Consider the following 15,323-nt stretch of genomic DNA (forward strand, 5'->3'; position numbering starts at 1 on the left):
GTTAGGGTGAGAATGATTAGAAACGGAGAATACTATGAACACTGAAAACGCTATTCAATTTCCAGAAGGATTCCTGTGGGGGGCGGCTTCAGCTGCTTATCAAGTAGAGGGAGCGAGTGCTGAAGGGGGAAAGGCACCTTCAATTTGGGATACTTTTTCGCAACTTCCCGGTAAGACCAAAAACGGCACCGATGGCAAGGTGGCAGTGGACCACTATCATCGCTTTCGAGAAGATATTCAATTAATGGCAAAAATGAATTTGAAAGCCTATCGCTTCAGTTTGGCGTGGAGTCGCGTTTTACCAAATGGAGAAGTCAATCAAGAAGGATTAGACTTTTATGGGGCGCTGATTGATGAGCTTATCGCAAACGGGATTGAGCCGGTTGTCACTCTCTATCACTGGGATTTACCGCAAGCTCTTCAAGATGAATATGGTGGCTGGGAATCACGGGAGACGATTCAAGCATTTCTGAAATACGCTGAGGTTGTGTTTAAAGAATTTGGTGATCGAGTGCGCTATTGGGTCACCTTTAACGAGCAAAATGTCTTCACTTCATTGGGCTACCGTTGGGCTTCTCATCCTCCTAATGTCTCTGATATGAAGCGGATGTATCAAGCCAATCATCTTGTCAATTTAGCCAATGCCGAAGTGATTTCCCTGTGTCATCGCTTGCTGCCAGACGCTTTGATTGGTCCTAGTTTTGGCTATGGGGAAGTGGTACCCGAAACTTGCCATCCCCAAGATGTGGTGGCGGCCATGGATGCAAATTTATTCAACAATGACTGGTGGTTGGAAGTTTATTGTCGTGGCACCTATCCCCAACGGATTATGAATGTTTTGAAGCAATTGGACTTGGATTTTGAAGTGACGGCTGCCGATACGGCAACGTTAAAAGCTGCGAAACCGGACTTTCTCGGAATTAATTATTACCATGGTGGAACCGTGCGCCGGCCATCGGCAACTGTTACGAATGAGAAAAATCTTGAGATGACCGACCCGTATTTAATGGCTGCCGATGGTCAAAAAGAAACGCCGGAGCACCTATTGTTTCAGTCTGTCAGCAATCCCTATTTAGCAAAAACAGATTGGGGCTGGGAAATTGATCCAGTTGGGCTGCAGATTGCCTTGCGAAACGTCTATGAGAAATACCAACTGCCAATTTTTATTACTGAAAATGGTCTTGGTGCTTTTGATACTTTGACCTCAACTGACGAAATTGACGATGATTATCGGATTACTTTTTACAGAGAGCATCTGTTGGAATTAGCCAATGCGATTGCTTGTGGTGTGCCTGTAATTGGTTATTGTGCTTGGTCCTTTACCGATTTGTTGAGCTGGTTGAACGGATATGAAAAACGCTATGGCTTTGTTTATGTTGATCGGACAGATGAAGATGTCCGGGAATTGAAACGAATTCCGAAAAAAAGCTATTTTTGGTATCGTGATTTGATTGCTAAAAACGGACAGCAATTGACGGAGGAGAAATGATGACGGATTATTCTTCGGGAATTTTATTCGGGGGCGATTACAACCCTGAGCAATGGGAAGAAAGCACTTGGCAAGATGATTTCGACAAGCTCTCCCAAGCCCAGGTGAATAGTGCCACCATCAATGTTTTTTCATGGCCGTTATTGGAACCAGCAGAGGGTGAATACGACTTTGAGCAATTGGATCGCATCATGGCGCATTTAGAACACAATCAGATTTGTGTGGTCTTAGCAACGGCGACGGCTGCTGTACCTCCGTGGCTAGCTCACAAGTATCCTGAAGTGATGCGCACAGATATCAATGGTATTTTGCAACGCCATGGGAAGCGACACAACGCCTGTCCCAATAGCCCTATTTTTAAAAGAAAAAGTAAAGCTTTGGTGGAACGCTTAGTCGCACGTTACCACACGAATTCGCTGATTACTCACTGGCATGTCTCAAATGAATATGGTGGTACTTGTTACTGTGAAAATTGTGCTAAAGCTTTCCGTGTTTGGTTAAAAGAACGTTATGGCACACTGGAAGCGGTGAATCAAGCTTGGAATAGTCATTTTTGGGGCCATACTTATGGGAGTTGGGAGGAGATTAATCCTCCGATGCGAACCAGCGATATTTTTTCTAGTGGAAAACCGGTTTTAGGCGGTGCAGCTCTTGATTACCGCCGCTTTCAATCAGATAGTCTCTTAGAAAACTACAAAATGGAACGAGACATTATTCGGAAATACGATAGCAAACGTCCAATTACTACTAATTTCATGGGGAGTCAAAAGGATTTGGACTATTTCAAATGGGCACCGGAATTAGATGTAATTGCTTGGGATAACTACCCTAGTTTGGATACGCCAGCTAGTTTCACTGCATTTTCCCATGATTTAATGCGGGGACTCAAGCATCAACCCTTTATGCTAATGGAGCAGACGCCTAACCAACAAAACTGGCAGACTTACAATGCGTTAAAGAAACCAGGGGAGATGCGGATGCTCAGCTACCAAGCCTTGGCACACGGGGCCAATACTGTCCAGTTTTTCCAATTAAAGCAATCTCGTAACGGAGCAGAAAAGTTTCATGGGGCACTGCTTTCTCATAGTGTTTCCACCCAAACCCGGGTATTTCAAGAAGTAGCTCAATTAGGCGGGGAACTAGCCCAGTTACCGCAAGCATTAATTGAAAGTGAGATTCATCCAAACGTCGCCCTTATTTTTGATTGGGAGAGTTATTGGGGGTTGGAGAATTGTATTGGTCCGACTACCCAGTTGGACTATGTTGCTAGTGTCTATCGCTATTACCAAGCCCTTTACCAACAAGGCATTGCGGTAGAAATTGTGTCCAAACAGGATGATTTTTCCCCTTATAAATTGTTGCTGGCCCCGTCAATGTATATTACCACTGATGAGGTGACTGAAAAGATCAAGGCATATACGGCAGCGGGTGGGGTTTTCTTGACCAATGTGATGTCTGGCTTAGTCGATGAGACAGACAATATTCATCTTGGTGGCTATCCTGGCCAGTGGCGGGAGCTGTTAGGACTTACTATTGATGAAATCGACGCACGACCGGCAGCACAAGCCGTCACCTTACACTCTGCTACAGGTATTGTCGGTCAAGGAAGGACCTTGTGTGATTTGATTACCCCTACGACAGCCCATTCGTTGGCTTGGTACGGGGATGAAACCTTCTATCAAGGACAGGCTTGTTTGACCGCCAATGAGTATGGCACAGGCTGCGCTTTTTATGTGGGAACTTATCTTGATGATCAAGGACTGGCTTTTCTGATGACCCAAGTATTAAAAAGGTCGCAACTAGCAGCCAAAGCAGCTGGCGAAGTGGAAATCATGACTCGGACCACTGAAAATCAATCCTTTACTTTTATCATTAATACTGGGGAACATCCGCAAAAAATCATGAATCCATATCCTGATGCTTATGAACTGTTGACTCAAACAAATAGCCCAACTGATTTGGAGTTAGCGCCTTTTGCGGTGATAATTTTGCAGCAAGACCATGAATGACGCCAAATTTAATAGTTTTCCTAAGAAGCGTTAGACGAGGGGTTCCATGAAACAAAAAATAATCAATCTGATTTTGAAAGGAGCAGGTTCCATTGAAATATTCTGACGGTGGTTGGCTTTTAAAAGAGGGCTTTGAAGTAAAATATGCGGTCCATGTATACGATGTACAACAACAAGCAGACAAACTTATTTTATATCTGCCTTATTCCCATGTTGCCCATAAAGGGGGCACTTTAGACGGTGGCTTGCTGACGATGGAAGTTACGACTCCCCACGAAGATGTTATTGCGATAAAAACCTACAATTACAAGGGAATACAAAAACAAAATCCCCATTTTGAAATCACTAAAGGGCTTGTGGAACCAGCGATTTCTGAAGATGAGACGACCTATCGCTATCAAGCAGGAAAACTTGCCTTGGTGATTACTAAAGGCGAAGATTTAACCATGAGTTTCTATTATCAAGATCGCTTACTTGTGCAAAGTTTCCCTCGCAGTAAGGCATATGTCGTCGACCCAGATGGCCGTCCCCATATCAGCGAACAACTATCCTTAGGGGTAGGGGAGAAAATTTATGGCTTGGGGGAACGTTTTACAAATTTTGTAAAAAATGGTCAAAGCGTAGATATTTGGAATGCTGATGGTGGGACTGGAACGGAGCAAGCTTATAAAAATATCCCATTTTATCTTAGCAACCAAGGTTATGGTGTTTTTGTCAATTCGCCAGATAAGGTAAGTTTTGAAGTTGGTAGCGAAAAAGTATCTCGTGTTCAGTTTTCAGTGCCTGGCGAAGAGCTGGAATACTATGTCATTGCTGGAGATACTTTGAAAGCTGTTTTGGGAAATTACACAGATCTGACTGGCAAACCAGCTTTGCCACCGGCTTGGTCATTTGGATTATGGTTAAGCACTTCTTTTCTAACAGATTATGATGAAGCAACCGTTAATTCATTCGTAGATGGCATGATGGAACGGGATATTCCCTTAGAGGTCTTTCATTTTGACTGTCTTTGGATGCGGGAATATGAATGGTGTAACTTCACTTGGGATGAACGTACCTTCCCAGATCCCATCAATATGTTACGCCGCTTAAAAGAAAAAGGCCTAAAAATCTGTGTTTGGATCAATCCTTACATTGGTCAGAAGTCACCGCTTTTTGACGAAGGTATGGCTCAAGGGTACTTCTTAAAACGCGGGAATGGCGACGTTTGGCAGTGGGACAAGTGGCAAGCGGGGATGGCGATTGTTGACTTCACGAATCCTGATGCGGTTGCTTGGTATCAAGGAAAATTAAAAACTTTACTAGATATGGGCGTTGACTGCTTCAAAACCGATTTTGGTGAGCGGATTCCCACAGATGCTGTCTACTTTGATGGTTCTGATCCTGAGAAAATGCACAATTATTACGCATACTTGTACAATGAAGTCGTGTTCGATCTCTTAGTCGCAGAAAAAGGACAGCAAGATGCCGTTGTTTTCGCTCGTTCAGCATCGGTGGGATCGCAGAAATTTCCAGTTCACTGGGGTGGAGATAGCACTAGTGATTACCCATCGATGGCGGAAAGTTTGCGCGCAGGGCTTTCCTTTGGGCTTGGTGGCTTTGGTTATTGGAGTCATGATATTTCAGGATTTGAAGCCGGCGCTGATCCAGATCTTTACAAGCGTTGGACGCAGTTTGGTCTCTTATCTTCTCACAGTCGTTACCATGGAAGTTGGCAATACAAAGTGCCATGGCTTTATGGCGAGGAAGCGGTGGCTGTCACTCGGTTCTTTACGAAAATGAAATTGCGTTTGATGCCTTATTTGCAAAATCAGTCGGTAAAAACAGCTGCTAGTGGTGTACCAATGATGCGGCCGATGGTATTGGATTTCCCTGAAGATATTGCCACGCATGAATTGGATCGCCAGTACATGCTAGGGGATGGCTTACTGATTGCGCCAATCTTTAATCAAACTGGTCAAGTGCAATTTTATGTACCAGAAACAGCTGGGGATTGGCTTGACTATTTGACAGGAAAAGCCTATGCTCCAGGAAAATGGTACCAAGAAACTTGTGACTATTTCCATTTGCCAGTGTTAGTCAAACCAGGTACGATTTTGATTATGGGTTCAAATGAGGGACAGGCGGAGTATGATTATACCGAAAATGTCGAAGTAAATCTGTTCAATCCCCAACTCGCAATCCCTTATACAGAAACGGTTTGTGATACATCAGGTAAGGTTGTTGCGACGATTACTTGCCAAATGCAGAATGAGACATTAGTTGTCGATAACCCAGATCATTTGTCGGGCAGTCTGGTCTTGCACTTGCCTGATAGAAAAATGACGTTTGATTTAACTTCGGGTACAACAGAGCGATCTTTAACTACCAAATAGTGATATTTCAAACCGCTAGCTTAGTCTGGCGGTTTTTTCTAGGGTTTCAAGCGAATCGTTAGTTAGGTTAACTGATTTTTTCGAATGGAAGTTGTAGCGTTGGCAGGTCATGATAAGTTGACTCGGTTTCCCCAAAAAAGGTGGCTGCGATTGCTGTAACGAAGAAGGTAACAAAGACTGTGATGTTTTTGTGGCGGAAGACATAAAAGCATCACAGTCTTTGTTATTTTCCTAGGGGGGATTGCTAACCTAGTCTCTATTGTTTTTATAATATCAAGTCTAACTATGTTTGGCTTCAGGGACTAGCGCTCTTCGGAATTAAGGGGGAACCGACTCATGATAAAGAACATCGTATGGCGGTTCCCCCTTAATTCTCGATAGCTAAACGAATTCGTTCGGCCTTTCTTATTGCTGAAAAAGCAACAGCAATAAGAAGCTCAGGAGGTCGAAACAGTAATGAATCGCAAAACTCGTGAGGATGGATTGGGAATTTTGGTAGCTCTGATTGAACCAAAAACGGGCAGATCCTTGAAGGAGGATAACTTGAATGATGGTGAGAAGGATGGAACCATTAAAATAGGTCCAGTAATGAATTAACCCAAAAATCACACATACCAGCAAATTGGCTACTAGGGGTGTCACAGAGCGTTTGAATAATTCATAAAAATAGATGCTAAACAATTCTTCTCCCAATAACGCAAAAGGCATAATCAGAAAGAAAAAATAAAGCGGACTGTTTGCAACAGCATTGCCTTTATGCAGGTGTGTGATGGAGACGATCGCGAGGGACAAGACTGTCGAGGTTAGAACGGTGAGTATCAGATATTTGAAAAAATTTTTCCAAAAAGCGACGGGCTTTTGAAAGAGCTGGCGGTAGCCTTGGGAACCAAAAACCAATAGATAGGCGATTGTACCAAAAAATAGTAGTGAGAAGTAACCTAAATTGGGAATAGCAAACCATTGATTTAGCTGATCGATGAGATAAAATCCAAGTACAACCAAACCGGTAGCGATAATTGTGGTATATGAAATTTTTGACATATAGTCGTCCTCCTGACTGATGGTGAAAAAATCTTTTTTAATCGAGTGATAAACAGTGGCATTTGCGACAAAAACGGCTGCTTTTTTCTTGGGACATTTTGATTGACTAAACTTTTGACTGTCATTGTTTTACCACGAATCGAAAAGAATTTTTCAGCAGGTCTGAAATACTGGACCAAAAACCTTAAAGAAGGCTCCTCATTTCTTCAGCCAGACTACCATGATCCAAATCAGTCAGGAGTTGCAACATTTGTTGAATATCCTGCTGGGCGGAAGCATCGCCCCTTTTTTTTCGAAGGACGGCTTCGAAGTATTTACCACAGAGTCGTTGAAAAAACTGTTCATAGCCGGTACTGAGTAAAAATAGCTGTTGAATTAAGACCTCAGCATAATCAAGTAGATTATCGGTTAAGGTTGCTTGAATCAGATTGACTAATAAGGTACAAAAAATATCCTTGCCACGATCGTAGTTTTGATAGCGAGGAAGGGATTTTGATAGCTGCTTGAAAAAAAGTAGTTGTTGTGGCGCTTCAATAAATTCTAAGGTATTGGCAAATAGTTGAATTTCTTGGAGCGTCCAAGTCTGAAGCTGAGATAAGTAACTGACAATCGTTTGGCGATCTTCTGGTAAGACGACGGTCGGATCGTATACACCTGTTTTTGCAGCCGAAGCGATAATCCGAATCCGGGAACGAACTTCCGCCAAATGAACGGTAGCAATGCCTTGAGGTTCATTTTTCAGTTGGTCAAAAAGCTGCTGCAAAGCCGTAAGATCATGACGATTGCTAGCTTGTGAGAAGCGAGCACGATAGCTGGATTGTGGGTTGAGATGATAATCGGCACCAATATACAGAAATTCATCTATATCCAAAGATAGCCGTTCCAAAATATCCAAAAGGAGAGTCGCCGAAATACTATGGTTGCCCTTTTCAAACTCAATAGCATAAGATTTTGAGACGATACCAAGATAAACTTCTTTTTGCGATAACCCTTTACTGAGTCGGATTTTACGAACCACTTCCCCGTGAAACATCAGCTCACCTACTTTCATTTTGCTGGCTGTAGAATAGCATATTTTTAGTGAAAAAGACGAGTCTAGCGCTTTAGCCAGCAAACAAAAAACGCAGGCAAAGGCGATCAGGAACATCGATTGCCTTTGCTTGCGTCTGCTCATTAGCGCCAACCAGCTTGTGGGGCGACATCTTTTAAAATGGAGTCCAACAGGTGAATGTTGTACTCCACCCCGAGTGTATTCGGGATGGTTACCAAGAGGGTGTCGGCTTCTTTAATCGCTTCATCTGCGGCTAGTTCTTTGGCTATTTTGTCGGGTTCGCCGGCGAAGGTTTTGCCAAAGATGGTCGGATTTTGATGATAAGCTAAAAAGCCGACGGAATCATAGTTTGCTTCTTCATCTTGATGACCGAATAATTGACGATCAAGGTCAGTGGTAATGGGTTGAATAGAGCGAGTTACTAAAGTTCGGGGTTCAAAGTCATGTCCTGCTTCTTTCCAAGCTTTTTTATAAGCCCGTAGCTGATTGGCCTGTTGGATATGGAAGGGTTCTTTGCTTTCGTAGTTGACCAAGGTGGAAGATTGCAGATTCATGCCATGTTGGGCAGCCCAGATAGCTGTTTCCTGTGAGCCAGCTCCCCACCAAATTCGTTGGCGCAAGCCTTCTGCATAAGGTTCTAGGCGTAATTTACCCGGTCCTTGGGGGAACATTGGTTGGGGATTGGGTTCGGCAAACCGTTTCCCTTCCAACAGATTCAAAAATTCCAATGTGCGATTGCGAGCGATGTCTTTTATTTCTTCTTCGCTGTAATTATAGCCAAAGTATTTCCAACCATCTAAGACTTGTTCCGGTGACCCACGACCGACCCCTAATTCCACTCGGCCTTGTGTAATAATGTCCGTCAAGCCGGCATTTTCGGCCATCATATAAGGATTTTCGTAGCGCATATCAATCAAACCAGTGCCGATTTCAATCTTACTGGTGCGTGCCCCGATGGCTGCCAGTAAAGGAAAGGGTGAACCGATTTGGTCAGCAAAATGATGCACCCGATAATAGGCGCCATCGATACCGATTTGTTCGGCAGCCATTGCCAATTCAATGGACTGTAAATAGGAATCTTCTGCAGTTTTCACCAGTGAACCTTGCTGCATCCAATGGCCAAAGCTTAAAAAGCCAATTTTTTTCATCGTATGTCCTCCTTGTTGCAAGTTGAAACTTACTTTTTGTAAGTGATATGATTATAGCGCCTTTTTTTAATAAAGGCGAGTAAGTTTGCTCGAAGGGATTGTTGGTTGATGAAGCTAGCTGTGCGGATTTCAAATAGGGACCATGACAAAACTTTGGTGTTATCCTCCAAAATGACGTTTCCCAGATGTTAGATACCTAAAAAAAAGCCTTTCTTACCTTAAGTGAAGGAGGAAGAAAGGCTTCATTATTGTTGTAACTCATCAGCGACATTTGTGTCATTGTTAGCTCAGCTTTATGAACGTTACTTAGTGGCTGCTACTAACTGAACTTAGAGGGAGCTGCTAGTTTTATTTTAATGGCATGACCATACTGATTTTACGGTCTAAACTAGGACAGTCTCTCATATTTTAGCAGCTGTCACTTTTCAATTATCTGATCAAAGAGTTAGAGCGGAGATCTCGCTTTTTATCGTGAACTTTTTATTGCCAATTACTAGAAGAGTAGCGGTAATTATCGTTTAAATAAAGAGATTCAAATCGGAATTGGTGGTATCTCCCAAATAAGTCGCCACACCGCCATATTCGACAAAATCAAAAAGTTCGGCACGATCGATGCCCATGATGTCCATACTCATTGTACAAGCCACGAACTTCACCCCTAGCTTGTTTGCCTTCTCGATCATCACAGGTAAGGGATCAACATTTTTTTGTTTCATCACCCCTTTGATCATTTTGGAACCCAGCCCCCCCATATTCATATTAGAAAGAGGAAGTTTGTTTGCGTTGCTGGGTAGCATGACATCAAAGAGTTTGGCCAATCCACGTTTTTCAATTTTTTGTTTCTTTAAAATATTTAAGCCCCAGAAAGTGAAGAAGATGGTCACTTGTTTTCCCATGGCGGCGGCTCCACTGGCGATAATCATCGATGCCAAGGCCTTATCTAAATTGCCGCTGAAGACTACCATTGTGGCCCCGTCTTTAGTGGCATGAAGAACGCCTTCTTCTGGGAGTTTATTTGTCAGCGGGGCTGCATCAGCAGTTCCTTTGGCAATACGGGCGGTCACTTTGCTGCCTTGAATTTGATTTTCCAATAAGGTATTGCCAGTATTTTTGCACCAAGCTTCAATATCAGCGACAAATCCAAAATCACTGGCTTGAACTTCTAGTTGTTGGCCGTTTTCCATCTGATCAATGGTTTCTTTGACTTTGAGAATGGGACCAGGACACTGCAATCCACAGGCATTGACCTGGATGGTTGCACTTGCCTCTGTTTTAGCCGTAGCTGTTGGTGCAGTCGCGATAGCTTGTGGTGCAGACGGGGTATTTTCCCGTCTTTTTACTTGATAGTGAGCTTGTTTGTAGGTTTTGTAGCCCCCGTCGATATTTTTTACATGAAAGCCGTTTTGCATCAAGATTCTAGCAGCGTTGTATCCTCGTAAGCCTACTTGACAATAGACATAGATCGTTTGCTCTTTGGGTAGTTCAGACATGCGCTGTCTTAGTTGGGACAACGGGATAAAGTGGCTATTTGCCAGTTTTCCAGTTGCCAGTTCGAAATCTTCACGAATATCCAAGAAATAGGCGTCGTTTTGTAAGAGTTCATCCACTTCCTGCCAAGAAATAGTTTCTACCCGTTTTGTCAAAAGGTTATCTGCGGTATAACCGAGCATATTGACAGGATCTTTGGCACTGGAATAAGGAGGGGCATAGGCCAATTCAATACCAGCTAGTTCATCGGCTTTGGCACCAAATTTCATGGCGGTGGCGATAACATCGATTCGTTTTTCCACGCCAGCGGTTCCCACTCCTTGGGCACCTAAAATTTTGCCATCCGGGCCAAAAAGCAGCTTCAAGGCGATGGGACTAGCGCCAGGGTAGTAGCCAGCGTGAGAGTTTGGATGGATATGAATACTCTGATAAGGAATCTCCAAGCGTTGCAAAGTTTTTTCCGAATCACCGGTAGAAGCAGCTGTGAGTTCAAAAATTTTTGCGACAGAAGTTCCTTGGGTGGCCGGGTAGCTTGCATCGATGCCATTGATGACGTCAGCGACTAAGCGACCTTGGCGATTAGCTGGCCAAGCTAGCGGTATTAATGTTGGCGTTCCAGAGACAAAATCAGACACTTCAATGACATCACCAATAGCATAAATGTCAGGAATATTTGTTTCTAGTTGTTGATTGACCTTGATGGCTCCTCGCAAGCCTAACTCAATGCCAGCTTCCTTAGCTAAGGTACTTTCGGGAGCGACGCCGATGGCCAAGATGGTCAAATCGCTAGAAATTTTGCGACCGCTGTTTAATAACAGTTGCTGGCCTTCTTGTTGAAAGGCTTTTAGTCCATCTTCAAGAATCAAATCGACGCCATGCAAATCAATTTGAGCATGGAGTATCTGAGCTAGTTCAAAATCAATATTGGGCATGACTTGCTTAGACATTTCAATCAGGTGAACTTGCAGGCCTAGGTCCACTAAGTTTTCCATCATCTCCAGACCGATAAAACCACCGCCGACGATGGCGACTTCTTTTACTTGCTGTTGTTGAATATAGTTTTTTATCTGATCCATGTCGGGAATATTACGGAGGCTAAATACGTTTTTGGCTGTTTCGAGTCCGTCAATCGGTGGAACTATCGCTTTTGCACCCGTCGAGATAATCAATGAATCAAACGTTTCTTCATAGCTTTCTTTGGTCTGATGGTTGGTGACCCGAACACTTTTTTTCATTGGGTCAATAGCGGTAACTTCGGAAAAATTCCGAATGTCTAGCCCATATTGGGATGACATGCCGGCGACCGTTTGCAATAATAAGTCCTCACGATTTTTGATGGTACCGCCAATATGGTAAGGCAGTCCACAATTGGCAAAAGAAATATATTCCCCTTTTTCAAAAAGGATAATTTCGTCAGTTTCATTTAATCTTCGTAACCGGGTGGCTGCAGTGGCTCCCCCAGCGACGCCCCCTATGATAACAATTTTCTTGGTCATGTATCCAAACTCCTTTCATTATCGAGATAATACCCTGTATAGGTATATCTCGTCAACTAATATGAAACACTAGATGAAAAGGTTTTATTTGTTAGCAATCTGACTAGTTTTAAGGAATTAAGAGAAAAAAATTTAAAGTAACGATCTTAAACAACTTTTTTATACTCTTTTTATGCATTATCCAGAGAAAATCGGTTGGAAAATACCGATAGGGGCATAGTGAGGGTTTACCTATCAAAAGTCTTTTTCTCCTTTTGGCAAAGTGCGAAACAACCATTAAGTTAGCAATCGCTTCCCGGCGCTCAAGGAATTAGCTATCTTTAAAAAAAACAAATTTGATACGCGTAAGAGGAGTCTTATTGGAATCTGCTAGAAATCTTAAAAAAACTACCAAACTAGGGATTTTCCTATACTTTTTGGCAATTTCGGTGTATTGTGATAAACGGGGATTTTTTAAGTTGATGTTTGGGTAGCCAAATGGATGCGCAAACAATTGGGACATGAGTAGAAAAATCTTAACAAATAAGTGAATAGGAGTGATTTTTTTGTCAAAAGCAGAAAAAGGCATGGGTCTATCCGCTTTAGCCATGATGATCTTTACCACCGTCTTTGGTTTTGCCAACGGACCAGTGGCATTTTATCTGATGGGCTATGGCTCAATCGTGTTTTACGTGATTGCCGCAATTTTATTTTTTATTCCCTTTGCCTTGATGATGGCCGAATATGGTTCGGCTATCAAAGGAGAAAATAGTGGGATGTACAAGTGGTTGGAGGTTAGTGTCGGTCCACGGTTTGCCTTTATCGGGACGTTCATGTGGTTTGCCTCTTACATCATTTGGATGGTTTCTACGGCTTCAAAAGTCTGGATTCCTTTTACCACGGCTTTTGCCGGTAGTGACCAGACCCAAAAACTGGGGATGTTCGGGTTGAATTCGACCCAGATGGTAGGATTGCTCGCTTGTTTATGGATGGTCTTGGTGACCTTTGTTTCCATCAAAGGGGTTAAAGGGATCATCAAGATTACGAGTCTTGGTGGCTTGGCAGTAACTAGTTTAAATGTGATTTTGGTTTTGGTTTCTGGTGTGATTTTGGTAGCAAATGGTGGTAAATTAGCTCAACCTTTGAACCACGTTATGGAATCACCCAACCCAGCTTATCAAACGCCGATTAGCTTATTGAGTTTTGCTGTATTTGCGATTTTCGCTTATGGCGGTCTAGAAGCGATTGGTGGTATGGTGGATAAGACGAAAAATCCGGAAAAGACGTTCCCTCGAGGAATCATGTTATCCGCATTGATTATTTCGGTGGGCTATGCTCTGGGAATTTTCCTCTGGGGTGTTAGCACGAACTGGGATTCCGTCTTGTCTGGCGATAGCACCAACTTGGGAAATATCAGCTATGTTATGATGAATAATCTCGGCTATGAACTGGGTCGAGGCCTTGGCTTGAGTACTGCCACGGCGTTGACTATCGGGAACTGGTTTGCTCGTTACACTGGGATTGGGATGTTTCTCGCCTATAGTGGGGCTTTCTTCGCCTTGACGTATTCACCGTTGAAGACCTTGATTATGGGTACGCCAAAAAAACTTTGGCCGAACAAATTTACAGAACTCAACAAAAACGGGATGCCTAGCTATGCCATGTGGGCGCAATGTCTTTTGGTAGTAGGGATTATTTTGTTGGCATCGTTTGGGACACCAAATCCATCTGCTTTTTATCGTATCTTGACTTTGATGGCCAATGTTTCAATGACTTTGCCGTATCTCTTTTTGATCTATGCTTTTCCGAAATTTAAACAAAAAAATGATTTGGAACGACCTTTTGAAGCCTTCAAAAATTATAAATGGACAGTTATTATCAGTGTTGTCGTTTTTGTCTTGGTTTTAGGGGCAAATGCCTTTACCATCTTCCAACCAATGCTGGAAGGCATGGGCGTTCATGACACGATTTGGATGATTGCTGGACCAGTAGGCTTTACTGTGTTGGGGATTATTCTTTATCAAAACTATGCTCGCCGTAGTGACAAAACTGAAAAATAAGTATTAATCATCGGTTGATAAGAGCTGTAGACTTGAGGGGAAACCTTCAGGAGTACAGCTCTTTTTCTGTGTGAAGAGCTACCCAAAAACAGTAAGTGATTTAAAATTGTTTTGTTTAGTAGAGGACCAAAATTTTCAAAAGGTTTGACAGGGGTGAAAACTCCTGTAGACTATTGCTAGAGTGGTTCTTGACGTGAATTGTGTAGGAATTTGTCGAGAATCTTGGGAGAGGTTAGTGATTATGAAGAAAAAACGAAACTTGGCAAAACGTAAACGGATCTTATTTATTATTATTTTCGTTTTATTGGCCCTGTCGGTGGTCTACGCTGCTGTTATGTTCACCCGAGCGCCATCGGGAATCTCCACTAAAGCTGGCGAGTTAGTAAAAAGCGATTATGTATTGATGGTGCTGCAGTGTGTGGTGGGGATGATCGTGATCTTTTTACCCGCCCAAGCAGAACAACGCTTTGGCATTGATGTGCCGGATTTGATGGAAATCATTTATTTTGTCTTTTTATTTTGTGCGATTTATTTAGGAGAAGTACAAAACTTTTATTATCGCGTGCCCTTTTGGGATACGATTCTCCATGGATTTAGTGCGGTGATGTTAGGGGCATTGGGTTTTTTCCTAGTGGATTTCATGAACCGAAGTCGCACGTTACATTTGCAGTTAAAACCTTTTTTTGTCAGTTTCTTTGCTTTTTGCTTTGCGACGACTTGTGGGGTAGTCTGGGAGATTTACGAGTATACTGCCGATCAGCTTTTGGGGACCAATATGCAGAAATTTATGACTGCTGATGGGGTGATTCTAAGAGGCCATGCCGCTCTCGGCGATACGATGAAGGATATCATCGTGGACATGGTCTGTGCCTTGATCATCGTGATGGTGGGGTATTGGAATCTCAAACGAATGGAACGTCGACGGATGCAGCCGACCATGAAACTTGTTGAAACGACAACTGTTACGAAGGATGACTAAGAGATGAAATGCGATAACTAGCAACTATAATAAGGATCCGAAATAGGAAAAGGTACTCGAAGATTTGAAATCGAGTACCTTTTTCGATAGTTTTTAATTGATAAAACGATTAGAAATGTATTAGAATAAGGGTTATAATGAAAACGTTTTATCGGAGGTACTCATGGGTTATATTATTGGAGTTGTATTATTGCTAGTATTTGGTTGT

The 15,323-nt window shown here is 42.8% G+C and carries 9 protein-coding genes; 5 read left to right on the plus strand and 4 right to left on the minus strand.

The features are described 5' to 3' along the window. The first annotated feature begins 34 nt into the window (after positions 1–34). The 3 genes from ACO03U_RS04740 (at position 35) to yicI (ending at position 5,873) form a co-directional block, all read left to right on the plus strand. The gene (locus ACO03U_RS04740) at positions 35–1,489 is read left to right on the plus strand and encodes a glycoside hydrolase family 1 protein (RefSeq protein ID WP_204685944.1); all 1,455 of its coding nucleotides are present in this window, start codon (positions 35–37) and stop codon (positions 1,487–1,489) included. Next, the gene (locus ACO03U_RS04745; RefSeq protein WP_204685946.1) at positions 1,489–3,498 is read left to right on the plus strand and encodes a beta-galactosidase; all 2,010 of its coding nucleotides are present in this window, start codon (positions 1,489–1,491) and stop codon (positions 3,496–3,498) included. Before ACO03U_RS04740 ends, ACO03U_RS04745 begins: the two co-directional genes overlap by 1 nt. A gap of 92 nt (positions 3,499–3,590) precedes the next feature. After that, a complete protein-coding gene (gene yicI, locus ACO03U_RS04750) occupies positions 3,591–5,873 on the plus strand; it encodes an alpha-xylosidase (RefSeq protein ID WP_204685955.1) in 2,283 nt (760 codons plus the stop codon). Between the two features lie 405 nt (positions 5,874–6,278). Here yicI and ACO03U_RS04755 read toward each other — a convergent pair whose 3' ends face one another. The 4 genes from ACO03U_RS04755 to ACO03U_RS04770 form a co-directional block, all read right to left on the minus strand. Next, a complete protein-coding gene (locus ACO03U_RS04755) occupies positions 6,279–6,914 on the minus strand; it encodes a CPBP family glutamic-type intramembrane protease (protein ID WP_204685963.1) in 636 nt (211 codons plus the stop codon). A gap of 184 nt (positions 6,915–7,098) precedes the next feature. Beyond that, positions 7,099–7,947, minus strand: a complete 849-nt coding sequence (locus ACO03U_RS04760) for a helix-turn-helix domain-containing protein (protein WP_204685972.1) — start codon at positions 7,945–7,947, stop codon at positions 7,099–7,101. Between the two features lie 140 nt (positions 7,948–8,087). Further along, the gene (locus tag ACO03U_RS04765) at positions 8,088–9,113 is read right to left on the minus strand and encodes an LLM class flavin-dependent oxidoreductase (protein WP_204685974.1); all 1,026 of its coding nucleotides are present in this window, start codon (positions 9,111–9,113) and stop codon (positions 8,088–8,090) included. A 518-nt stretch (positions 9,114–9,631) separates the two neighbouring features. After that, positions 9,632–12,097 carry an FAD-dependent oxidoreductase gene (locus ACO03U_RS04770; RefSeq protein ID WP_204685983.1) on the minus strand — a complete coding sequence of 822 codons (2,466 nt, stop codon included), beginning with the start codon at positions 12,095–12,097 and terminating at the stop codon, positions 9,632–9,634. Between the two features lie 545 nt (positions 12,098–12,642). Here ACO03U_RS04770 and yjeM point away from each other — a divergent pair. Both yjeM and ACO03U_RS04780 read left to right on the plus strand, forming a co-directional pair. Further along, positions 12,643–14,136 carry a glutamate/gamma-aminobutyrate family transporter YjeM gene (gene yjeM, locus ACO03U_RS04775; protein ID WP_423104409.1) on the plus strand — a complete coding sequence of 498 codons (1,494 nt, stop codon included), beginning with the start codon at positions 12,643–12,645 and terminating at the stop codon, positions 14,134–14,136. 241 nt (positions 14,137–14,377) lie between these two features. Continuing rightward, complete coding sequence (locus tag ACO03U_RS04780; RefSeq protein ID WP_204685992.1) at positions 14,378–15,115, plus strand: DUF2238 domain-containing protein; 738 nt, start codon at positions 14,378–14,380, stop codon at positions 15,113–15,115. Positions 15,116–15,323 lie beyond the last annotated feature (208 nt).

This window comes from Enterococcus diestrammenae, from assembly GCF_049384045.1.
In the GTDB taxonomy this organism is placed as follows: domain Bacteria; phylum Bacillota; class Bacilli; order Lactobacillales; family Enterococcaceae; genus Enterococcus_C; species Enterococcus_C diestrammenae.